Here is a 22,674-nt window from a genome sequence, read left to right on the forward strand (position 1 = left end):
GCACTTCATCGATATTTTATCCACTCGAGCTACTCTCATGAGTCATCTTGCCCCAACAAATTAAACGGGGCCCCAGAAGCGGCCGCGAAAGCGGGCGCGAAGCGCCCCGAGCGCGCAGCGCGAGGGCCGTGTCTGGGGTGGGGTGTCGGGGCGAAGCCCCGACGTTCAATGAAATACGAGCCCGACCTGCAGTGAAATCGGCATCGTGTACGCGCTCACCTTTTCGGCGCGGAGGAGGTCGGGGTTGTAGTTGCTGCCCTCGAGCTCGTAGAACGGGAGGTCGAGGCGCGCGGCGACGACGAGGCCCATGTGATGCGAGCGCAGCGCCTCGACGCCGACGGTGGTGAACGCGCTCGCGCCCGAGCCCTTGAGCTCACCCTGCGTCTCGCGGCTGAGATGGAAGTAGCTCACCGCGAAGCCGGCGCCGACGAACGGCGCGATGTCGCTCTCGCCGATGTAGAGCCGGCCGCCGAGGTCGAGCGACGCGGTCGACACTTTGTTCTCGCTGCTGCCGATCCCGCCGAGGCGGCCGCTCGACGTCAGGCCGAACGCGCCCGCGCGGTAGCCGATGCCGACGTCGAAGCCGGCCGATGCGGCGGACGTCTCGCCGAGGCTCGTCGTCCCGAACATGCCGAGGTTCGCCATCACCGAGCCGCGCTGCGTCTTCGGCGCGCGCGTCTCGTTCGCGAGCACGTTGTCGACCGTGCGCGTCTCCGCGACCGGCTTGCCGTCGACGAGCGAGCTCACGAGGCGCGGCCCCGCGACCTCGACTTCGTCCATCCCGTTGATGAACGTGCGCGCCTCGTCGTACGCGTTGCCGTTCCGCGCCGCGACGGTGAGCAGCGTCTTGCCGCCGAGCTTCCCGAAGCGGACCTCGTGGTTCGTGTTCGTCGCGCCGCGCTTCGCGAGCTCGTGGCAGATGATGTCCGCCGCCGTCTTCGCCTCCGCCTCGTCGACGCCGGTGCGGTCGCCGAGGGTGCACGTCGCCGTGATCGGGATCGCGGACGGCGACGGCGCGGACGCGGCGGCCTGGCCCGGCGCGGGCTCCACCACCGTCTCCGCCACCGGCGCCGGGTCCGCCGCGGAGGCGGCGGTGGTGAACGTGAGCGATACGGAGGCGAGGCCGACGGCGAGGAGCGAACGCATTGAGCTCCACCAGAGCAAGGCGCTTGCCAGCGTCGAGCGCGCGACAATTGCGGTAAAAAGTGCGATTTCGCTCGCGGCGGCGCCAGGGCATTCGGATCATGGCGCGGAGGCCGTTGTCATGCCGCGCTGGGACGAAGCGATCGAGGATGTCCTCGCTTCTTATGAGCGAAGCACGCTCGTGCGCGGCCAGCACTACGCGGATGACGGCCGTGTCACGGTCACCCGGCGCGATGTCTCGGTCGTCCGCGGCCGCGTGCGCGGGACGCAGCCCTACGACGTCCAGATCGGGGTCGAGGAGGGCGAGCCGTTCACGTCGTGCACGTGCCCCGCGTACGACCGGGAAGGGGAGTGCAAGCACATCGCCGCGCTCGCGTACGTGCTCCACGGCGGCAGGCCGGAGCCCGCGAGCGCCCTGCCTTCGATCTTCCGCGCCGTGTACTCCGCGAGCAGTGTGCTCACGCGCCTCCCCCTCTACGGCGGCGAGCCGCTCGCGGGACCGGAGCCCGATCGCTGGCTCTCGCTCGCCGACTGGTTCTGGCGCACGAAGGACCGGAGCGTCCTCCTCGATCACGCGCCGGCGATCGCGCAGGTGCTCGAGCGACTTCGCATCTGGCTGCCGCCGCCACCCGCGCCGATGCCGGCGACCGGCTTCGAGGTCCTCTACGCGCAGCTCGCCGAGCTCTACGCCGATCGCGCGGTGGAGTGCGAGATCCGGCACGCGCTCCCGGGGCCGCTCGACGATCGGCACCCGGGGTGGACGTTCACCTACGATCCGAAGCGCCGCGTGCTCGAGGCGCGCGAGAGCTCGTCGCCGCTCCTCGCGCGTCCGCTCCGCCTCGCGCTCTCCGTCGCGCTCGCGCCCGGGACGCCGCTCCGCTTCGAGGGCCAGGCCTTCACCTCGTACGCCGGCGCCGACGCGTGGGAGCTCTTCGCGCTGCGCGCGCTCCTCGAGGCGATGCACGCGCGGAGGGACGAGGCGATCGCCCGGCTCGAGCGCGAGCTGTCGCGTCCGCTGTGGGAGCACGTGCTGGACGACCTCACGCCGAAGACGCACGCCGAGGACACGCGCGAGTGGGCCTTCTCCGTCCAGCCGACGTACCACGACTACGGCTTCGTCGTGATGGCGTGGACGCGCCCCACCGCCGGACGCGCGACGAAATGGAAGAAGGCGACCTTCGACGCCGCGTTCGCGTCGGAGCGCTCGGACCTCGCGCTCGAGCGGGAGATCGGACGCATCGCGCTGTGCAGCCTCGAAGGCTCGCGCGCGATGCTCGTCCTCGGAACGCCGCAGGGGCACGAGCTCGCGCGCCTCCTCGCGCAGCACCCGAAGGTCGTCTTCGCTCCGAGCCGCGGCGCGATCGACGAAGGCCAGCCGGTGCGGTTCGTGGTGGGGCAGCTCCGCGTGAACCTCGAGCGCGGCGCGAACGGATCGCTCGCGCCCAGGCTCTTCGTCGGCGACGCGCCGCTCCCGCTCCCGCCGACCGCGCTGCTCGGGTCGGGGCCGAGCGCGGTCTTCCGCGGCGGCGCGGACGTCGATCGCGAGTCGCGCGCGCTCCTCCTCTGCTCCGTGCACGTCCCGCCGCCGCTGCGCTCGTGGCTCGAGACGATCGCGAAGATGGGCGGCGCGCTCGCGTTCCCGAGCGAGGCGGTGCCGAAGCTCGCGACCGCGACCCAGCCGCTCGTCAGCGCCGGCGTCGTGTCGCTCCCGCGCGAGGCCCTCGGCGAGGAGCTCACCGCCGAGCCGCGCGCCGCGCTGCGGATCGAGTGGCGGCCCGACGGCGCGAGCATCGAGCCGGTCGTGTCGGTCCATCCGAAGGCCCCGCTCGTCGATCCCGGGCTCGGCGCGCGCCTCTTCACGTTCGAGATCGAAGACAAGCGCGTGTTCGTCGAGCGCCGGCTGGACGACGAGCTCGCGATCGCGTCCGCGGTGACGGAGCAGGTCGACGCGCCGGTCGACTGGGGACCGAAGGGCGGGAGCGTCAGCGGGATCGAGGAGATGATCGCGCTCGCGGGATGGCTCGACGACAACCCGCTCGATCTCCGGATCGAGGTGAAGCGCGGACGTACTCCGACGTTGATCGGGCTCCGCGACGCGCGCTCGAACCTGCGCGTGAACCGCGTCGGCCACTGGCTGCGCCTCGACGGCGAGCTCGACGTGAACGGGGTGAAGCTCACCGTCGGCGACGTGCTCGAGGCCGTGCGACACGCGCGCCGCTACGTCACCGCGGGCGAAGGCACCTTCCTCGAGCTCGGGCAGGAGACGGTGCGGAAGCTCGCGCCCGTCGCGATGGCGGCCGAGCTCGCGCCCGCGAACGACAACGCGGGGCCGGGCGCGACGGTGCACGACGCGTTCGGCGTCCTGCTCCACGAGGCGCTCGACGTCTTCCAGGACGTCGCGCAAGAGGGCGTCGATCTCCGCGCCTACGTGAAGCGCTTCACCGCGCGCACGAAGGCGACGCGCGCGCCGCCGCTCGAGAAGGGCGCGCTCCGCTCGTACCAGCGCGAAGGGGTGGAGTGGATGCTGCAGCTCGCGACGTGGGCGCCGGGCTGCGTCCTCGCCGACGACATGGGGCTCGGCAAGACGGTGCAGACCGCGGCGGTGCTGAAGGCGCGCGCCAAGATCGGGCCCGCGCTCGTCGTCGCGCCGGCGAGCGTGTCGTCGAACTGGGTCGCGGAGCTCGCGCGCTTCATGCCGTCGCTCGACGTGACGTGGTTCAACGAGGACCGCGCGATCGCGGACGTGGGCGCGGGCGACGTCGTCGTCGTCTCGTACGGCCTCCTCGCGCGCGAGCACGCGCGGCTCGCCGCGATCGAGTGGGCGACCGCGGTCGTGGACGAGGCGCAGTACGTGAAGAACACCGGCTCGCGCCGCACCGACGCCGTGCGCAGCCTGACGCGCGGCTTCACCGTCGCGCTGACCGGCACGCCGCTCGAGAACCACCTCGGCGAGCTCTTCACGATCGTGGACATCGTGTTCCCGGGCCTGCTCGGGGACGCGGAGACGTTCCGCGAGCGCTTCCGGCGGCCGATCGAGACGCGCAACGACGCCGAGCGCCTCGAGGCCCTCGGCCGCATGCTCGCGCCCTTCCTCCTCCGCCGCACGCGCGCCTCGGTCCTGCGCGAGCTCCCGCCGCGCGAGGAGATCACGGAGCAGCTCGATCTCTCCGTCCCCGAGCGCAAGCGCTACCTCGCGCTGCGGCAGGCGATCGAAGCCGAATTCGCGAAGAAGCGATCGAAGAAGAAGAGCGAGACCGCGGCGCAGCTCCGGATCGCGCTGCTCGCCGCGCTCACGCGCCTGCGCCAGCTCGCGTGCGATCCCGCGCTCGTCGACGAGACCTACGACGGGCCTTCGACGAAGACCGCGCGCGCGGTCGAGCTCGCGACGGAGATCGCGGCGGAGGGGAACAAGGCGCTCGTCTTCAGCTCCTTCACGCAGTACCTCGACAAGGTCCGCCGCGCGCTCGAGGCGGCGGGCCTCTCGGTCGCGTACCTCGCCGGCGACACGGCGACGACGAAGCGGAAGGAGCTCGTCGACGCGTTCCAGGCGGGCGCGTACGACGTGTTCTGCGTGTCGCTCCTCGCCGGCGGCACCGGCCTCAACCTCACGCGCGCGAGCTACGTCGTGCACCTCGACCCGTGGTGGAACCCCGCCGCGGAGGAGCAGGCGACGTCGCGCGCGCATCGCATGGGGCAGACGGGGCCCGTCACGGTGTACCGCCTCGTCGCGCGCGGCACGATCGAGGAGGCCGTGCTCGAGATGCACGGCGTGAAGAAGGCGCTCGCCGCGGCCGTGCTCGACGGGAAGGGGCAGGCGAAGGCGATCTCCGAGCATGAGCTCCTCGAGCTGCTCCGCTTCGGGGGCTAAGCTTCGAGGATGCGGAGCGTCGTCGGGTTGGTGTTCCTCGCGGCCTGCGGCGGGAGCGTCGGCTCGACGTTCTCGCCCGACGCGTCGACGTCGTCGTCCTCGTCGACGAGCGGCGGCGGCGACCCGACCTGCACGACGTCTCGTCTGGAGCTCTCGCGCGCGTGCGTGCCCGGCGTCGCCGCGCCGGGGACGCCGCTCACGATCGAGGTCGATCAGACGGAGGGCTGTCTCCCGTGCAACCCGAGCGTCGCGCCGTGCGCGGTGAGCATCGCCGGCAACCAGATCACCGTCTCCGTCGATGTCACGTCGTGCCCGCCGGCGAGCGGTGAGTGCCCCGCGATCTGCGGGCTCGGCCGCGCCACGTGCGAGCTGCCGCCGCTCGCGCCGGGCGACTTCGTCGTCACGATCGCGGGCGAGGCGCCGAACGCGCAGCGCCGCCCGCGCGAGCTCGTCGTCGCGGCGGGCGGGAGCGCGTCGTGCGCGCTCGGTCCGCCGAAGTCGGCGTCGAGCATCGAGCCGAAGGTGTACGAGGCGAGCTGCGAGAAAGATGTAGACTGCATGTCGATCGTCGCCGGCGATCTCTGCGCGCCGTGCGTGTGCCCGAACGGCGCGATCGCCGTCAGCGACGGCGCGCGCTACGCGTCGGACGCGCGCGCCGCGTACTCGCAGTGCGAGTCGTTCGACGCCGTGTGCGGTCCGTGCCCACCGCAGCGCGCGGTGTGCAACGCGGCGAAGGTGTGCGACATCGCCCCTGACCTCTGAGGCGAACGAGGAGCAGCGTGTTCCGGCGAGCCTGAAAAATAGGCCTCCCGTCGCGGCCGCGCCCACTCGGCAACGATGTGGCGACGGCGGCGCACATCGGCGCGAGAAGGATGCAGAGTCCCACAAAACCGATCGCCGGCAGAATCGAGACGCTGCCGTGCCGAGCTTTCACGTCTTGCGAAGAGGATAGTCCGTCACGCGCAACGGTGATGCGCGGTCCGAGCACTCGCTGCTCGATCAGAACCTAGGAGTCGTTCCTATGAAGCTCGTGCGTCGCGCGATCCCGATGATCGCGCTAGGGAGTCTTTTGTTCGTCAGCACTCGCGCGACCGCCGTCTCGTACGCGGCGCCGACGAAGCAAGCCAACGCCGGCGACAGCATCTCGCAAGGCTTCGGCGCGAACGGCTGGCCGGGCGATCACGAAGACCTCTCGTGGGTGCAGGGCACCGACAGCCGCGTGAGCTCCACCGCCGATCGCCTCGCGCGCATGCAGAGCGGCTTCACGGAGGAGTCCGAGTCCGTCACCGGCGCGGAGATGGTCGGCGGCGACGACAGCTTCCCCGCGCAGGCGGCCCGCATCTGCGCGCAACGGGTGAAGCCGACGCGCGTGCGCGTGCTCCTCGGTGCGAACGACGTCTGCAACCGGCCCAAGTCGAACAGCGGCGACGCCGCGGCGAACATGTACTCCGTCGGCACGTACACGAACGCGCTCCGCGCCGGCCTCAACCAGCTCGCGCAGTGCCTCCCGGCGAAGTCGGTCGTGCAGGTCCTCTCCGTCCCGCGCGTCGACGCGCTCTACGAGGCGGGCCACGACAAGAGCTACTGGTGCCACTGGGGGATCTGGCCGATCGCCGGCATCTGCCGCATCGTCACCGGCGAGAGCAACGCGAGCCGCCGCGCCCAGGTCGGCGCGCGCGTCGATCAGTACAACGACGCGATCGCGGCGGAGATGAGGGCCTACAACTCCAACTCGAACGGCAAGAACCCGAAGGGCCACGCGTTCGTCACGGACTGGGTCGGCAGCATCGCCGCCGGCAAGAAGAACACGTCGATCGGCACCTTCAAGTTCACCGAGAACGACATCAACGGCGTCGACTGCTTCCACCCGAACGTCAAAGGCCAGGGCCGTCTCGCCTGCCTCGCCTGGGCGAAGTCGCCCGACGGCGCCGGTCCTTACGCCAGCTGCTTCCAGTGAAGGAGAGGAGAACCCCATGAACGCGATCAAGACCTTCTCCGCTCTCCTCCTCCTCTCCGCCTGCACCTACGGCTGCGCCGACGGCTCGAAGACGGGCACCGACCAGCGCTCGGCGAACACCGAGACCGACGTCGCGAAGAACCTCCCCGGCCGGAAGAAGTCGGCGCGGCCGGTGACGCGCGACGAGGTCCTCACCCCGCGCGGCGGCGACGAGTCGGCCGAGCCCGCCGACTACTCCGCGACCGAGAGCGCCTTCCGCCTCTACGGCGTCGAGCCGGGCGACGGCGTCCTCCCCGCGTCGGCGACGATCGCGGAGGTCGGCGTCTGGCAGACGCGCAACTACAAAGTCGGCGATTCGATCGGCCGCGGCCTCGTCGTCACGAAGATCGACGAGAGCGGCGTGACGCTCCACGGCGCGCGCGCCGACGTCACGATGGCGATCGGCGCCGACGTCGACCTCCGCGTGATCCGCCACGATCACGACGTGGCGGCGCAGCCGCTCGGCCGTCACCGCTTCGTCGTGAACCCGCTCGCGGCGAGGGCGGCGCTCGAGACCGCGCCGGCGCGCCCCGCCGCCGAGGAGGTCACGCTCTACGAGATGTCGATGCTGAAGCTCGGCGCCGTCGATCCCGCCGGCCTCTGGGCGGCGGCCGACTTCCGCGAGGGCGATCTCATCTCCGCGGTCGACGGCGCGGCCCCGACCCTCGACGCGATCGAGACCGGCCTAACCGACGACCGCGCGCTGCTCGAGGTCACGGTCTACCGCGGCGGCGTCGACCTCCAGCGCCGCTACGAGACCGATCCCGCGCGCTGAGCACTCGCGCTATAGAGCTGGGGTGACCTCGGTTCCCACGGAACGTCAGCTCGCGCTCTTCAGCGCGCTCGAAGACACCCACGACCTGACCGCCGCGATCGTGGTCCTCCTCGCCGACGAGGACGGGACGACGATCGCGGTGTCGGGCGACGAGGCGGAGATCCCGCCGGACCTCCGCGCCGTGCTCGCGGGCAAGAAGCTCGCGGCGGCGGGGAGCGTGCGCGCGCTGCTCGAGCCGGTCGACTTCACCGGCATGCCGCTCAACGTGTCGATCTTCTCCGCGGGCGCGATGGTCCTCGCGATCTTCTTCGACGCCGACGCCGACCTCAGCACCGTCCAGACGGTCGGCAAGCAGGCGGCGGAGATGATCGGCGAGATCCTCGTCGCGACCGCGGCGAACTGACTCACGTGCCGGCGTCGGCGCTCGCGTCGGTGCAGAGCTTCACGCACTCGTCACGCCTCGGCGTGCAGGCCGCCTCGCTCGTCGCGCCGTGGGCGAGGTCGTGGCAGTCGTGGTACGGCCCGTCGCCGGTGTCGAGCGGATGACACGCCTGGATGATGTCGTTGCACGCGGGGTAGACGCTGGAGTGTCCGCCGCTGCTGCCGCCTTCCTCGGCGTGGCTATCGCACGCCGTCCAAGCGAGCGCCGTGCCGATGGTCATGATGAGGAGCTTCGTCTGATGCGGATTCGCTTTCATGTCTCTTCTCCGAAGGAAGGATTGTCTCGCAGTCCTCGCAGCCGCCGGCTTCTTCCGGCGACTCTATCTGAATCGTGGTGTGATGAATTTCGAATCGCTGCTCGAGCTCGCGCGCGACGTCGCGGAGGAAGGTTGGAGCGCGGTCGGCGGGGGCCATCACGAGGTGGCCGGTCAGGGCGGTCTCCGACGTCGAGAGCGCCCAGATGTGGAGGTCGTGCACGCCGCGCACGGCGGGGAGCGCGGCGAGGTGCGCGCGGACCGCGTCGACGTCGACGTGCGCCGGCGCCGCGTCGAGCGCGAGGTTCAGCGCGTCGCGGAGGAGCGACCACGTCCCGGCGAGGATGACGACCGAGACGAGGAGGCTCATCGCCGGATCGATCCAGGTCCATCGCGTGACGAGGAGCGCGCCGCCGGCGACGACGACGCCCGCCGAGACGAGCGCGTCGGCGACGAGGTGGAGGAACGCGCCGCGGACGTTCGCGTCGCGCTTCCGGTCGCGGAGGAAGAGGAGCGCGGAGCCGGTGTTCACGACGATCCCCGCGCCCGCGACGACGAGCATCGCGAGCCCCTGCGGCGCGGCGGGGACGCGGAGGCGCTCGATCGACTCCCACGCCACCGCGCCCACCGCGAGGACGAGGAGCACGCCGTTCGCGAGCGCGGCGAGGATCGTGGAGCGGCGGAGGCCGTAGGTGCGGCGGCCGGTGGGCTTGCGCCGCGCGAGCCGCGCCGCGCCCCACGCGAGGACGAGGCCGAGGACGTCGCCGAAGTTGTGCGCGGCGTCGGCGACGAGCGCGACCGAGCTCGAGAGGAGACCGGCGACGAGCTCGATCAGGACGAAGGCGCCGTTCACGCCGACGCTGATCGCGAAGGCGCGTCCGGTGCGGGCGCCGTGGTCGTGGTCATGTCCCATGAGCGGCCTCGCGGGGTGGAGCGCGGGGTGGGGCGCGGAGCGAATCGTAGCGGCCGTCGCGGCGCGGCGCGCCGACGATCGTGTAGACGACGGGGAGCACGAGGACGGTGAGGAGCGTGGCGGAGAGGAGGCCGCCGATGACGACGGTCGCGAGCGGCCGCTGGACCTCGCTCCCGGGCGCGGTCGACAGCGCCATCGGGAGGAAGCCGAACGTCGCCACGAGCGCGGTCATGAGCACCGGACGCAGGCGCATCTCCGCCGCGTGCGCGATCGCCGCGTCGTGACGCGTGCCCTCGCGCTCGAGCTGATGCGCGAACGAGATGAGGACGAGGCCGTTCAGCACCGCGACGCCGAAGAGCGCGATGAAGCCGACGCCGGCGGAGATCGAGAAGGGGAGGTCGCGCGCGAAGAGCGCGACGACGCCGCCGACGACGGCGAACGGCACGTTCAGGAAGACGACGAGCGCCGCGCGCCGCGAGCGGAGCGCGAGCCAGAGGAGGAAGAGGATCAGCGCGAGCGCGACCGGCACGACGACGGCGAGGCGGTTCCGCGCTTCGACGTAGTGCTCGAACTGACCGCCCCACTCCACGCGGTAGCCGACCGGGAGCTCGACGCGCTCGCCCACCGCGCGGCGCGCGTCGTTCACGACGGAGAGGAGGTCCCGCCCGCGCACGTTCAGCTCGACGGCGAGGCGGCGCGATTGGCTCTCGCGGCTGATCTGCGCGGGGCCGAAGCCGAAGCCGACGTCGGCGACGTCGCCGAGCGGGACGATCCGGCCGGTCAGCGAGCGGAGCGGGAGCGCGCGGAACGCGTCGAGATCGCCGTCGAAGCCGTGCGCGGTCTTGACGACGATGCCGAAGCGGCGATCGCCCTCGCGCACCACGCCGACGGGATGCCCCACCGCGATGGTCTCGGTGACCTGGTTCACGTCGGCGACGGTGAGCCCGTAGCGCGCGAGCTTGTTGCGGTCGGGTCTGATCTGGAGGTAGCGGAGACCGGCGACGGCCTCGACGCGCACGTCGACCGCGCCCGGCACGGCGCGGATCGCGGCGGCGATGCGCTCGCCCGCGTCGCGCAGCGCGTCGATGTCGGGACCGTAGACGAGCACCGCGACGTCGGAGCGGACGCCGGCGACGAGCTCGTTCGTGCGCATCTGGATCGGCTGCGAGATCGCGCCCGCGATCTCGGGCACGCGCGCCTCCATCCGCTCGGCGAGCGCGTCGGCGAGGTCCGCCTTCGTCACGCCGGGGCGCCACCGATCGCGCGGCTTCAGCGCGACGTAGACGTCGGTCTGCTCGAGGCCCATCGGATCGGTCGCGACCTCCGGCGCGCCGGTGCGGCTCACCACGGTCGCGACCTCGGGGATCTCGCGCAGCGCTCGCTCGAGGCGGAGGCTCGTCGCGACCGACTCGCTCAGCGCCGCGCCCGGCAGCCGCCGCGCCTCGATGAGGAGGTCGCCCTCGTCGAGCTGCGGCACGAGCTCGGCGCCGAGGCGCGTCGCGAGCAATCCCGCGCCGGCGACGACCGCGATCGCGACGCCGCTCGTGAGCCAGCGCCTCCGCAGCGCGCCGCCGAGGATCCGCGCGTAGCGGCGGCGGACGAAGCCGAGGAGCGCGGTGTCGTGGCCGCCGGGGCGCTCGCGCACGAGGTAGCTCGTGAGGACGGGGACCCACGTGAGCGAGAGGAGGAACGCGCCGCCGAGCGCGAGGAGCACGGTGAGCGCCATCGGGCGGAACAGCTTCCCTTCGATCCCGACGAGGGCGAGGAGCGGGACGTAGACGATCGCGATGATCGCCTCGCCGAAGACGCTCGCGGAGCGGACCTCGAGCGTCGCGTCCTCCACCGTGCGGAGGCGCTCCTCCGGCGTGAGCGGCCCCGCGCGCTCCGACAGCCGGCGCGCGGCGTTCTCGACGATGATGACGGCGCCGTCGACGATGAGGCCGAAGTCGATCGCGCCGAGGCTCATCAGGTTCCCGCTCAGGCCGGCGGCGTTCATCACGACGACGGCGAAGAGGAGCGAGAGCGGGATCACGGTCGCGACGACGAGGCCGGCGCGGAGATCGCCGAGGAGGAGGAAGAGGACGACGACGACGAGGAGCGCGCCTTCGGCCAGGTTCCGCGCGACGGTGCGGATCGTGCGGTCGACGAGCTCGCTGCGGTCGTAGAACGGCTCGATGTGGAGGCCGGGCGGCAGCGACGGTGCGATCGCGGCGAGCTTCGTCTTCACCGCCTCGGTGACCGTGCGCGAGCTCTCGCCCATGAGCATGAGCGTGACGCCGACCGCGACCTCGCCGGCGCCGTCTCTCGTCGCGGCGCCGCGGCGGAGGCGGGGGCCGATCTGGACGTCGCCCACGGTCGCGACCGTGATCGGGACGCCTTGGGGCGTCGCGCCGATGACGACGCGGCGCAGGTCGTCGAGGCTCCGCACGAGGCCGTCGGTCCCGATGACGAAGTGCTCGCGGTTGTGCTCGATGTAGCCGCCGCCGGCGTTGCCGTTCGCCTTCTCGATCGCCTCCGCGACCTGCGCGACGGAGAGGCCGGACGCCTGGAGGCGCGCGGGATCGAGGACGACCTGGTACTGCTTGTCCTCTCCGCCGAAGCTGTTGACCTCGACGATGCCGGGGACGGCGCGGAGCTGCGGCGCTATTTGCCAATCGAGGATCTCTTCTACTTCGATGAGTGAATGGCCTTCTCCGCGGACCGTAAACTGGAATATCTCGCCGAGGCCGGTGCTGATGGGGCCGAGCTCCGGCTTGCCGTAGCGGGCGCCGACGGCTTCTTCGGCCTCCCGCATGCGCTCCGCGACGAGCTGGCGCGCGAGGGTGATGCTCGTGTCGTCGCGGAAGACGACGGTGACGACGGAGAGGCCGTACTTGGATATCGAGCGGATCTGGGTCGAGCGCGGGACCCCCGCGAGCGCGCGCTCCACCGGCACGGAGACGTATTGCTCGACCTCGACGGGGGAGAGCGCGGGCGCGGCGGTGATGACCTGTACTTGGATGTTGGTCAGATCGGGCACCGCGTCGATCGGGAGCTCGGTCGCGGCGCGGAGCCCGAGCGCGACGAGGATGGCGGTCGCGAAGAGGACGACGGGGCGGTTCGCGAGCGACCAGCGGACGAGGGCGGCGAGGAGGGCCATTGGTTCAGCTCCGCTCAGTCCTCGTCCGCGAGCGTGCCGCGGAGGAGCACGCTCTTGATCGTGAACGCGCCGTCGGACACGACCTCCTCGCCTTCGCGCAAGCCGGAGAGGATCCGGACGCGCCCGGCCGCGCCGTCGCCGACGGTCACCTCGTGGAGCTCGAACTCCTCGCCGCCGACGTGGACGAACACCACCGTCTTGCCCGCGACGTCGATGATCGCGGTGCGCGGGACGACGAGCCCCGCCTCTCCGGGCTTCTCGGCTTTCGTCACGACGCGGGCCGACCCGAAGAGGCCGATGCGGAGCAGCTCGTCGCGGTTCGTGAGGCGGATCCGCGCGGTGACGGTGCGCGCGGCCGGATCGATCTGGCGGCTGACGTACTCGACCTTGCCGCCGAAGCTCTCGTTCGGAAACGCGTTGAGCGTGACGTCCGCCGCGGCGCCGGTGTCGAGCTTGCCGAGGTCTTTCTCGAAGACGCGGGCGAGGAACCAGAGCTCGCGGAGGTCGGCGATGCTCGCGATGGTCTGGTCGGTCGCGACGGGCTGACCGACGACGGCGTCGCGCGCGACGACGGTCCCGCCGAGCGGCGCGCGCAGCGCGAGGAGCGCGCCGTCGCCGGAGGCGCTCATCCCGAGCGCGCCGAGCTCCTCTGCCACTGCTTTCGCCTCGGCGTCGAGCGCGTTCGCCTCCGCGCGCGCGGCGACGGCTTCTTGTTTCGCCGCCATGCCTTTCTCCGCGAGCGCGTCGAGGCGATCGGCGTTGGCGCGAGCGGCGGCGCTCTTCGCGGTCGTCGCGTTGAAGGCGGCGCGCACCTTTCCGATGTCGGGGATACGCAGCAGCGCGAGGACGTCGCCGCGCTTCACCTCGCTTCCTTCCGCGAACCTCACCTCGGTGAGGCGCCCGGCGACGGGGCTCGCGACGCGCGCGGACTTGTCGGGATCGGCGGCGAGCTCCCCCGCGAGCGCGATCGTCGCGGCGAGCACCTCGCGTTTCGCGGGCGTCCACGCGATGCGAGCGTCGGCGATGATGCGCGGCGTGAGCTTGGCGCGCCGAGGGATGGCGTCATGCTCGTCCTCGCCCCCATCCGAGGTCGAAGCGGCGCGCGCAGGTTCGTCCTTCTTCTCGCGTTCCCTCGGACACCCGATGAGCACGACCACCGCCGCCGCAAGCGCCGCGAGCACGAGGCAGCGCCTGTCGAGCGCGATGTCGCGAGGTTTGCGGCGCTCGCGGTACACACTCACGGCGTGAGCCTCTCGAGGGCGATGCCTGCGGCCCACGCTCGCTCCACGGACGCGACGCAGAGCGCGCGGCGCGCTTCGACGGCGCTCCGGAGCAGATCGACGATCTGTTGCTGCGCGAGGAGCGCGTCGCGCAGCGCGAGGCGGCCGGCGTCGACCTCGCTGCGGATGTCGGCGAGGAGCCGCTCCGACCGTGCGACGCGGTCCGTCGAGAAGAGCTCGGCCTCGGCGCGCGCCTTCTCGTAGCTCGCGTCGGCGCTCGCGAGGTCGAGCGCGAGCTCGCGACGGAGCGCGTCGCCGCGCGCGCGGGCTTCGCGGGCGAGCGCCTCGGCCTCGCGGATCTCGCCGGTGTAGAAGCGTCCGAGCGGCTGCGGGAGCGGTATCGGAACGCTGATGCCGGCGCCGAGGACGCGCTCGTCGTAGCCGTCGTTCTGCGCAAAGAGCTGCACCGTGAGGTTCGGCACACGCGCACGCCGATACGCCTCGGCGCGCTCGTTCGCCGCCCGCTCCTCACTCGCAACGGCGCGAAGCTCCGGCCGCTCGCTCACGTTCGTGCCGCCCACGCCATTGCCGCTCGTGTTCGCATTGGCTCGCGCATTCGCATTCGCATTCGCATTCGCATTCGCATTCGCATTCGCGTTGTCGCTGGCGGCCGAGTTGGTGCTGGCGGCCGAGTTGGTGCTGGCGGCCGAGTTGGTGCTGGCGGCCGAGTTGGTGCTGGGGGTCGCGTCGCTGTTCGAGCTCACGTGGTGGCGGAGCGGCTCGAGTGCACCGGTGACGGTCGTCGTGTCGCGTGAGGGATCGCGTCCGAGCATGGTGGTGAGGCGGGCGTGGTTCGTCGCGAGCACGCGTTCGGCTTCGAGCCGCTGTTGCGTGCTGCGGAGCGCGGCGCCGCCGGCGAGCTCGGCGTCGAGCGGCGACGCGACGCCGTCGTCGGCGCGTGCCTGCACGACGGTGGCGATGCCGCGAGCGATCCCCTCGAGCCGCGCGGCGACGGCGACCGCCTCGCGCGCAGCGAGCACCTCGAAGTACGCGACGTACGCGTCGGCCGCGAGCCGTCGCGTCGCGGCGAGCGTGTCGGCGGAGCGCGCGTCGAGCTCGGCCGCCGCCGCACGCCGGCGCGACGCCCGCTGACCGGCGATCTCGATCTCTTGGGTGAGGGTGCCGTAGTAGTTCACCGCGTCGCCGCGCCCCTCGTTTCCGGCCCGTCGCGCAATGGCGAGCCCAACGCTCGGGTTCGCCGGAAGCAGCGCGCTCGCGCTCAAGCTCCGCGCGCTCGCAGCGAGCTCTGCTTCATGACGAACCCGAAGCGTGGCCCCCACCGCGACGACACACCCCGCGACGTTGTCGCGCCCAATCGTCGAGCAGTCCGCGCCAGCATCCCGCGCCACGAGCCCGATCGCGAAAGCGAGGAAGAGCGCCATCGCCACACGCATCCGTCCCCCCGCTCTCACCGCGCGCCTCCACATCGCTGTGTTTCCGCCGCGCCCTCGCTCACCGCGCCCTCCACATCGCTGTGCTCCACCGCTCCCGCACAGGCCCGCGCGCCTCCACCGCGCGCCTCCACCGCTCCGCACAGGCCCGCGCGCCTCCACCGCTCCGCACAGGTCCGCGCGCCTCCACCGCGCGCCTCCACCGCTCCGCACAGGCCCGCGCGCCTCCACCGCTCCGCACAGGTCCGCGCGCCTCCACCGCTCCGCACAGGTCCGCGCGCCTCCACCGCGCGCCTCCACACCGCGCGCCTCCACATCGCCGTGTTTCCGCCGCGCCCGTGCGCGCTCCACCCGTACGCGCACGCGCTCGCGCTGGCCTTGCGCCTCCGCGCCCTTCCTCTTCAGCAACATCAGCAAGCATTGTTCACTTCACCAGTTGATGAATTGATCAAATAGTCCCGCGTCCGCCGGAAGGCAAGCGCCTTGGGCGTCGGGGCGTCGGGCGTCGGGGAAGTGTGGGGGCATCCGGAGGGGCACCGATGCACGTGTGCGCGTGCCCGCGAGCGCTCGGGCGTCGGGGAAGTGTCGGGAGCATCGTGCTCCTCACCGAGCCGCAAGATCGCCGACGCCCTGGTGTGCGAAGACGCTCCGAAGCGGCCGCTTCAGTCGCCGCCATCGGCGTCGTTGAGGCGCTTTGCTGGAAGATGGACGCCGTCGCGGCCGCGCTCGACGCCCCAATGCGAAGACGCTCCGAAGTGGCTGCTTCCGTCGCCGGCCTCGTTGAGGCGCGCAACGCCCACGCGGTGTGGCCTCGAAGTGGCCGGTTCCGTCGCCGCCGTCGGCGTCGCTGTCGTCGCTTCGCCGCGAAGGCGGCGGGCGAGCTCGGGACGCCGAGGTTCTGTCGCGTTCGGTCAGCGGCCCGTCGTCGCGCCGCCGGCGAAGGGGAGGATCGTCTTCAGGTCCTCGTCTGTGAAGCGGAGTTGGAGGCCGAGGAAGTAGTCGCGGCGGTTGGCGAGGAAGATGTGGTCGATGCCGCCGATGAGCCAGAGGCGCTTGATGAACTCGTAGCCGACCCAGAGGCGGTAGCGCGGCTGGATCTCCTCGCCGAAGCCGAAGAAGTCTTGCACGATCTCGAAGCGGTTCGAGAGGAGATGCGTGTCGAGCCCGATGCCGCCGGTCGACTCCTTGATGCCGAAGCGGCCGGTGAACGGGCCGATGCGGCGCGCGAACTGAAGCGAGAAGCGGAACGCGTCCGTCGTCGTCGTCGTCACCGTGCGGTAGTGCGCCGGGTCGTTCGGGTTCGTCGTGTCGACGTCGGTCTGCGTGAAGCTCGTCTTGCCGCGCGGGTCGTTGATGAGCTCGATGAGGTAGTACTTGTCCTCGCGCGGCTGGAGGCGGAGCTCGACGTAGCTCTTCACCGTGCTCGCGAGGAAGTTGTAGTCGGAGCGCAGGCCTACGACGGTCTGCAGTTTGCGCAGCGAGTCGACGTAGTCGTTCACGCCCTCCGCGACGCCCTGCACCTCGTTGATGAGGGCCTCGTCCTTCGTGAGGCGGCCGACCGTGCCCTCGCCGCGATCGACGCGCGCCGAGATGTTGTCGATGTGGCCGAGCGCGCTCTCGAGGCTCTTCGACGCGCGGTTCACGCGCTCGATCGTCTGGCGGAGCTCGCCTCCCTCGCCGTCGGGGCCGCCCTTCGCCGCCATCATCTCCTTCACGTCCTGCGTGATGGTCTTGATGTTGATCAGGATCTCCTGGAGCTCGGGGCCGCCTCGCGCCGTGATGCGGTCGATGTTGCCGAGCGTCTCGTGGATGACGGCGCGGTTCTCGCGCACGGTGAGGTTGATCGCCTCCGTCGCGTCGGCGAGGTTCTGGAGGATGGCGGTCATGTTCTTGCCGCCCTGCTCGCTGCCGACCGACTTCGCGAGCTGCTCCGCCACCTTCTCGATGAGCGCGGCGATGCGCGAGACCTGCGCCTTGATGTCGTCGACCGACGCGGCGTCGGGGATGGTCTCGATCTCGTCGCCGTCCTTCTTGTCCGGCGCGCCGACGCCTTCGGTCAGGACGATGACGTTCTCGCCGAGGAGCGACGCGCTCTTCACGCCGAGGCGCGCGGTGGCGTGGAGCGGCACGTCGCCGTTGACGCGCACGTCGACGCGCGCGCGCCCGTCCTCGAGGCGGATGTTCTCGACCGAGCCCACCGGGATGCCGGCGATGGTGACGCGCGACTGCCTCGCGATGCCGCTCGCGTCGTGGAGGTACGCGTGGACGACGTAGCCGCCGCCCTTGCCGGTCTCCTTGTGGATCGTCTTGTAGACGAGGTAGCCCGCGCCCGCGGTGACGATCGCGAACAGGCCTATCTTCGCTGCTTGCGAGACCTTCGCCGCCATCCGCTGCCCTGCGGGAGGCTAGTCCACTCGGGGGGAAACATCACGCGAAAGCCGCTCACTTCGTCGTGACGAGCCCCTGGCGCACGAGGCGCGAGACGACCTGCTCGAGGTCCTTGCGATGGATGACGTCGACGACCTCGAGGCCGCGCTCCTGCACCGTGAAGAGGACGCGATGATGGATCCCAGCGCGCGCGGAGAGGATGCCGCGCGCCTTGGTGAGGTTCTTCACCCCGGTCCACGCGTTCGGCTTGCCGGCCGCGAGCGCGGCGACGAGCGTGAGCACGCCGTCGGCCGCGTCGGCGGCGAGGTCGGTGACGGCCTTCGCTGCGCGCTCGGAGTAGCGCGGGATGAGGACCGCGCGCGGCGCCTCCGCGTCTTCACCGTCGTCCTCCTCGGCCCCCTCGAGCTCCGGCGACGACTTCGCCGGCTCGTCGTCGTCGTCGCCGCGCTCCGCCTCGCGCTCGGCGAGCTGGCGGCGCAGCTCGCGGCGCTCGTCCTGCCCCTCGCCGATGATGCGCTGGAGCTCGTCGATCTTCGACTTGAGCCGCTTCTTCTCCTCGACCACGTCGGGCGTCGCGGCGGCTTGGGCTTCGATCCGCTTCGACGGAGAGGGGACGCTCGGCGCGATCTCGTCGAGCTCGGAGACGCGTCGTTGCAGCTTCTCCATCTCCGCCGCGAGCTTGCGCGACGCCGCGCGCGCGTTCTTGAGGTCGGCCTTCAGCTTCTCGCGCTTGGCGTCTTCCTTCCGCGCCGACTTCGCGTCGTCGTCGGGCTCGAAGGCGCGCTCGTAGACGTCCCACCACGCCTCGAACGGAGAGAGGAGGAGGCGATCGCGCGCGTCCTCGATCGCCTCGAGCAGCGCCTGCGAGTCGTGCGGCCGCTTCTCGTGCAGCGCGCCGCGCGCGACGTAGACGCCGAGGCCCGGGTACCAGCGGAGGAGGGCGGACGCGAGGAGCATCGCCTTCGCGCCGTCGGAGTCCTTCGCGAGCGCGGCCTCGGCCTCCTCTTCGATCCGCGCGAGGAGCTCGCTCGGCTTGCGGAGGCAATCCATCGCGAAGGTCTCGCGCTCGGCGAGCTCCGGCTCGAGGAGCGCGACGAGCTTCTCCGCCGGCTCGCGCTCGTTCGCGCCGTACGCGGCGTGGAGCGCGTCGAGCACGAGAGCGGAGAGCTTCACGCCGAGGTCCTTCCGCGCGCGCGCCTCCTCGATCATCCGGAGCGCGAGGTCCCACTGCCGGAAGTCGACGACGCGGCGATAAGCCTCGATGAAGGCCTTCGTGTTGAGGCGCGTCGTCTCGAGCGCGGCGATCTCGGAGGGGCGGAGGAGCGCGGTCTGATCCGGCCCCAGCGTCGCGGCGTCGATCTTCGGCGGCTCGGTCGAGATCGGCGCCGACGACTCGATGAGCGCGTGGCACTTCTTGTACTTCTTGCCGCTGCCGCAGGGGCACGGATCGTTGCGTTCCACCTTCGGCGTGTCGTGCTTCACGGTGAAGCCCTGCGTGACGCGGGCGCCGTCGGCGTCGCTCAGCACCTCGAGCGGCGCGAGCTTCGCGGTCTCGATCGCGTCGTCGAGCACGCGCTTGGATCGCTTCGCGCGCGCGACGTGCGGGCTCGAGAGCGAGGAGAGGTCGCGATCGCGGATCCGCACCGACGCGCCGCCGAGGAACACCGAGGCCTCGGGGCCGAGCTTGTGCCGCGCGAGCCAGCGCCCGCGCGTGAGGAGCGTCTTCGGGATCGTCGTCCGCTCGCCGAGCGCGTCGGCCGCGAGCAGGAGGACGAAGCACTCGAGCTCGAGGTCGCCGCGCTTGTCGTCGAGGAACGCGACCATCACGTCGAGCGGGTCACCCTCGGTCGCGTACACGAGCGCGCCGACGTGATCGAGCGACGACACCTCCGGGATGAGCGCGCGCGTCAGCGCCGAGGTGAGCTTGCCCTTCGCCGCGGCGGCGGTGAAGGCGAGGACCATCGCCGCGTTCGCGCCGGCGACGTCGAGCGCCTCGGTCGCGGCCGCGACCGCGATGGCGGGGTCCGTCTTCTTCGCGAGCTCCTTCACCGCCGTGCGCGTGAGCGGCGTCTTGCGCGCGATCGCGATCAGCTCGGCGTGGCTCATGCGCTCACCTCGAGCTGACCGATGCGGGCGCGGGCTTCGAGCCAGGACCCGCGGTGATAGACGACGGCGTAGGCGATGGCGCTGACGAGGTTGGTCACGGCGACACACTGGAAGAGGCGGTGGAGCGAGGAGCCACCGAAGACGAGGCTGACGGGGAGTTGGAAGAGGAGGATCACGAGCGCGTCGATGACGAAGGTGGTGCGGGTCGCGCCGGCGCCGCTCATCGCGTTGCCGAGGACGATGCCGACGCCGAGCGCGACGTAGGAGGGCGCGACGACCTCGAGGTAGTCGACCGCGATCGCGACCGGCGCGTCCTCGGGGTCGAAGAAGCGGAGGATCTCGGCGCTCCAGCGGAAGAGCGCGATGATGAGGAGGACGTTCGAGACCCCGTCGTAGGCGCTCGCGAGCCAGCCGCTCCGGCGCGCGCGCCGCTCCTGCTTCGCGCCGAGGTTCTGGCCGACGAACGTCTGCGCGGCGTTGCCCCAGCCCATCGCGACGAAGAGCGTCATCGTGTCGAGGCGGAACACGAGGCCCATCGCGGTGGTCGCGGTCTGGTCCTCGGCCGTCGTGTAGAAGCGCGCGACGAGCGAGTTGACGAGGAGCATCGCCGAGATGCGGAGCACGAACTGCGCGGAGGACGGCCACGCGAGATCGACGATGCCGCGGATCTCGGATTTTTTCGGAGCGCGCGCGCCCTTCGGCGGGAACACGTCGAAGCGGCGCGCGAGGATGACGACGTTCGGCAGCAACACCGCGCATCGCGCGATGACGGACGCCCACGCCGCGCCGATCATCCCCATCTTCGGGATGCCGAGCGCGCGCGCGATGTCGGTCGCCCAGCCGAGCCACGCCGGCGCGGGGCCGGGGCCGAAGATGAGGAGGACGGCGAGGAAGAGGTTGAGCGCGTTCCCGAGGACGAGGAGCGTGACGGGCGTGATGCTCGAGCCGAGCGCGCGCTGGATGTTGGTGAGCTGGAGCAGGAAGTAGATGCTGAAGCTCCCGAGCATGCCGACGCGGAGGTACCGGGTCGCGACCTCGGCGACCTCGCCCTTCGCGCCGATGACGTCCCGGACGATGACGCCGGCCCCGAGGCCGCCGAGGCCGCCGAGCACGATGCTGAGGGCGCCGATCAAGAGGATGGACTGCCAGGCGGCCTGCTGGACGCCGGTCTTGTCTGCCGCACCGGCTCGGTTCGAGATGATGGCGGCGGCGGCGGTGGAGACGCCGAAGCTCACGATCGTGCCGAGGGCGGCCACCTGATCGCAGATACCGATCGCGCCGACGGCGGCGCCGACCTCCTCGGCGGGGAGGCGTGCGATGAGGTATGCGTCGATGAGGTTGAACGTCGTCTGGAGCGCCATTCCGAGCGCGAGCGGCGTCCCGAACCGGGCGACTTCCCACGCGAGGGGTCCCTTCAGGATCCGCGTCGACGTGTGGCCCATCGTGCGCTGCGGTATTGCACGGATTTTTTGCGGCTCAAAGCGCAAGCGCGAGGCGTGAAAACCGACGTCCTAAGGTTGCTATCGAGCCGCAGGAAAGGCTAAGAGATGGGCATGTCCGCGATGTTCGAGCGGCCGTCGCGACGCGACATGCTGAAGCGCGTCGGCCTTGCTGCCGGCGTCCTCGGTGGCTCGGCCTTGCTCGGCCGGGCGGTGTGGGATCGTGGCGGCTTCGGCGTCGCGGCGGGGCAGGGGGCGCGGCAGGTCCGCGATTACCGCATTCGCGACGTCGCGCCCGAGCACGCGGAGCTCGCGATCGCGAAGGCGAAGGAGGGCGAGGCGGCGAGCGCCGACACGCTCGTGCGTCGCGCGCTCGACGCGATGGGCGGCATCAAGCGCTTCGTGAGCCGCGGCGACATCGTCGTGGTGAAGCCGAACATCGGCTGGGACCGCATGCCGATCCACGCCGCGAACACGAACCCGGACGTGGTCGGCGCCGTCATCCAGCTCGCGTACGAAGCGGGCGCGAAGCGCGTCGTCGTCGCCGACGGCTCGTGCAACGATCCGAACCGCTGCTTCCAGCGCTCCGGCATCTGGAAGAAGGCCTACGGCCTCGGCGCCGAGGTGGTGCTCCCGGCCGAGCACCGCTTCCGCACCACGCGGATGAAGGGCGAGATCCTCGACGAGTGGCCGATCTTCACGACGCTGGTCGACTGCGACAAGGTCATCAACGTCCCGGTCGCGAAGCACCACAACCTCGCGAAGTACACCGCGGCGATGAAGAACTGGTACGGCGTCCTCGGCGGCCGCCGCAACCGTCTCCACCAGAACATCGACGTCAGCATCGCGGACCTCGCGACGTTCATGCGTCCCACGCTCGTCGTGGTCGACGCGATGCGCGTGCTGATGCGGAACGGCCCGCAGGGCGGCAACATCGACGACACGAAGGTGATGAACCAGGTGTTCGCCACCGTCGACCAGGTCGCCGCCGACGCCTACGGCGCGACGCTCATCGGCCAGCACCGCGACAACCTCGCCTATCTGAAGATGGGCCACGAGCGCGGCCTCGGCACGATGTACTGGGAGCAGCTCAAGGTCCGGGAGGTCTGATGGCCGCCGGCCCCCAGGCGCACGCCGGCGTCTCGCTGGACCCACGCGTGCTCCATACGCACGCCCACGACCACGCGCCGGTCGAGCCGATCCCGTGGAAGACCGGCGACGTCGGCGTCGTGCCGCCGCTGGACCTCGATACATCGTGGTCCCTACACCCTGTCGCGCACGCGTCCGCGTCGTCTGGCTCTGCCGCGTCTGGTTCGGCCCCGTCGTCGGACTCCGTCCGCTCCTCCTCCGGACCGGCGGCGAACTTTGAATTTAGTAAAAAGTCAGCTTCGTCCCGAGCGGGCGAGGCGCGAGGGGGTGAGGCGCCGGGCGCGGGCGGCTGCGGTAGCGCCTGCGGCTGCAAGGTCGCGACCGCGTCCGGTGTCTCGACGTCGCCCGCGTCGCCGCTCCTCCCTGCGAACGCGGCGCGGAAGGACGCGCGC

Annotated in this window: 14 protein-coding genes and 1 pseudogene; 6 read left to right on the top strand and 9 right to left on the bottom strand. The window is 71.4% G+C overall.

Annotated elements, in window-relative coordinates; genetic code table 11:
• Positions 1–165: 165 nt before the first annotated feature.
• The gene (locus KF837_05425) at positions 166–1,146 is read right to left on the bottom strand and encodes a hypothetical protein (GenBank protein MBX3226729.1); all 981 of its coding nucleotides are present in this window, start codon (positions 1,144–1,146) and stop codon (positions 166–168) included.
• A gap of 118 nt (positions 1,147–1,264) precedes the next feature.
• On the opposite strand from KF837_05425, the gene KF837_05430 reads away from it, so the two are divergent.
• The 5 genes from KF837_05430 to KF837_05450 all read left to right on the top strand — a co-directional run bounded on the left by KF837_05430 (position 1,265) and on the right by KF837_05450 (position 8,185).
• On the top strand, positions 1,265–5,011 hold the full coding sequence (locus KF837_05430) for a DEAD/DEAH box helicase (GenBank protein MBX3226730.1): 3,747 nt from the start codon (positions 1,265–1,267) through the stop codon (positions 5,009–5,011).
• Between the two features lie 9 nt (positions 5,012–5,020).
• Positions 5,021–5,773 carry a hypothetical protein gene (locus KF837_05435; protein ID MBX3226731.1) on the top strand — a complete coding sequence of 251 codons (753 nt, stop codon included), beginning with the start codon at positions 5,021–5,023 and terminating at the stop codon, positions 5,771–5,773.
• A gap of 259 nt (positions 5,774–6,032) precedes the next feature.
• A complete protein-coding gene (locus tag KF837_05440; GenBank protein MBX3226732.1) occupies positions 6,033–6,968 on the top strand; it encodes a hypothetical protein in 936 nt (311 codons plus the stop codon).
• Between the two features lie 16 nt (positions 6,969–6,984).
• Positions 6,985–7,782, top strand: coding sequence for a hypothetical protein (locus KF837_05445; GenBank protein MBX3226733.1), 798 nt, complete (start codon positions 6,985–6,987; stop codon positions 7,780–7,782).
• A gap of 22 nt (positions 7,783–7,804) precedes the next feature.
• Entirely contained in the window at positions 7,805–8,185 is a 381-nt protein-coding gene (locus tag KF837_05450) for a hypothetical protein (GenBank protein ID MBX3226734.1), read from the top strand.
• Position 8,186: 1 nt separating this feature from the next.
• Here KF837_05450 and KF837_05455 read toward each other — a convergent pair whose 3' ends face one another.
• From KF837_05455 to KF837_05490, 8 genes and pseudogenes are all read right to left on the bottom strand, one after another.
• The gene (locus KF837_05455) at positions 8,187–8,444 is read right to left on the bottom strand and encodes a hypothetical protein (GenBank protein MBX3226735.1); all 258 of its coding nucleotides are present in this window, start codon (positions 8,442–8,444) and stop codon (positions 8,187–8,189) included.
• Positions 8,404–9,390 carry a cation transporter gene (locus KF837_05460; GenBank protein ID MBX3226736.1) on the bottom strand — a complete coding sequence of 329 codons (987 nt, stop codon included), beginning with the start codon at positions 9,388–9,390 and terminating at the stop codon, positions 8,404–8,406. Before KF837_05460 ends, KF837_05455 begins: the two co-directional genes overlap by 41 nt.
• Positions 9,380–12,529 (bottom strand): efflux RND transporter permease subunit, encoded by a 3,150-nt coding sequence (locus KF837_05465; protein ID MBX3226737.1) that lies wholly within the window; start codon positions 12,527–12,529, stop codon positions 9,380–9,382. Before KF837_05465 ends, KF837_05460 begins: the two co-directional genes overlap by 11 nt.
• Positions 12,530–12,543: 14 nt before the next feature.
• Positions 12,544–13,770, bottom strand: a complete 1,227-nt coding sequence (locus tag KF837_05470; protein MBX3226738.1) for an efflux RND transporter periplasmic adaptor subunit — start codon at positions 13,768–13,770, stop codon at positions 12,544–12,546.
• Entirely contained in the window at positions 13,767–15,191 is a 1,425-nt protein-coding gene (locus tag KF837_05475) for a TolC family protein (GenBank protein ID MBX3226739.1), read from the bottom strand. Before KF837_05475 ends, KF837_05470 begins: the two co-directional genes overlap by 4 nt.
• 920 nt (positions 15,192–16,111) lie before the next feature.
• The gene (locus tag KF837_05480; GenBank protein ID MBX3226740.1) at positions 16,112–17,587 is read right to left on the bottom strand and encodes an MCE family protein; all 1,476 of its coding nucleotides are present in this window, start codon (positions 17,585–17,587) and stop codon (positions 16,112–16,114) included.
• A 1,387-nt stretch (positions 17,588–18,974) separates the two neighbouring features.
• Positions 18,975–19,055, bottom strand: a pseudogene (locus KF837_05485) (SEC-C domain-containing protein).
• Between the two features lie 635 nt (positions 19,056–19,690).
• Positions 19,691–21,136, bottom strand: coding sequence for an MATE family efflux transporter (locus KF837_05490; GenBank protein MBX3226741.1), 1,446 nt, complete (start codon positions 21,134–21,136; stop codon positions 19,691–19,693).
• A 147-nt stretch (positions 21,137–21,283) separates the two neighbouring features.
• On the opposite strand from KF837_05490, the gene KF837_05495 reads away from it, so the two are divergent.
• Entirely contained in the window at positions 21,284–22,243 is a 960-nt protein-coding gene (locus KF837_05495) for a DUF362 domain-containing protein (protein ID MBX3226742.1), read from the top strand.
• Positions 22,244–22,674: the final 431 nt, after the last annotated feature.

This window comes from Labilithrix sp. (assembly GCA_019637155.1).
Taxonomy (GTDB): Bacteria; Myxococcota_A; Polyangia; order Polyangiales; family Polyangiaceae; genus Labilithrix.

Excerpts from the sequence above, each read along its gene's own strand:
- KF837_05425 (MBX3226729.1), bottom strand. The coding sequence starts at position 1,146 with ATGCGTTCGCTCCTCGCCGTCGGCCTCGCCTCCGTATCGCTCACGTTC.
- KF837_05430 (MBX3226730.1), top strand. The coding sequence starts at position 1,265 with ATGCCGCGCTGGGACGAAGCGATCGAGGATGTCCTCGCTTCTTATGAG.
- KF837_05435 (MBX3226731.1), top strand. The coding sequence starts at position 5,021 with ATGCGGAGCGTCGTCGGGTTGGTGTTCCTCGCGGCCTGCGGCGGGAGC.
- KF837_05440 (MBX3226732.1), top strand. The coding sequence starts at position 6,033 with ATGAAGCTCGTGCGTCGCGCGATCCCGATGATCGCGCTAGGGAGTCTT.
- KF837_05445 (MBX3226733.1), top strand. The coding sequence starts at position 6,985 with ATGAACGCGATCAAGACCTTCTCCGCTCTCCTCCTCCTCTCCGCCTGC.
- KF837_05455 (MBX3226735.1), bottom strand. The coding sequence starts at position 8,444 with ATGACCATCGGCACGGCGCTCGCTTGGACGGCGTGCGATAGCCACGCC.
- KF837_05460 (MBX3226736.1), bottom strand. The coding sequence starts at position 9,390 with ATGGGACATGACCACGACCACGGCGCCCGCACCGGACGCGCCTTCGCG.
- KF837_05465 (MBX3226737.1), bottom strand. The coding sequence starts at position 12,529 with ATGGCCCTCCTCGCCGCCCTCGTCCGCTGGTCGCTCGCGAACCGCCCC.
- KF837_05475 (MBX3226739.1), bottom strand. The coding sequence starts at position 15,191 with ATGGCGCTCTTCCTCGCTTTCGCGATCGGGCTCGTGGCGCGGGATGCT.
- KF837_05480 (MBX3226740.1), bottom strand. The coding sequence starts at position 17,587 with ATGGCGGCGAAGGTCTCGCAAGCAGCGAAGATAGGCCTGTTCGCGATC.
- KF837_05490 (MBX3226741.1), bottom strand. The coding sequence starts at position 21,136 with ATGGGCCACACGTCGACGCGGATCCTGAAGGGACCCCTCGCGTGGGAA.
- KF837_05495 (MBX3226742.1), top strand. The coding sequence starts at position 21,284 with ATGCTGAAGCGCGTCGGCCTTGCTGCCGGCGTCCTCGGTGGCTCGGCC.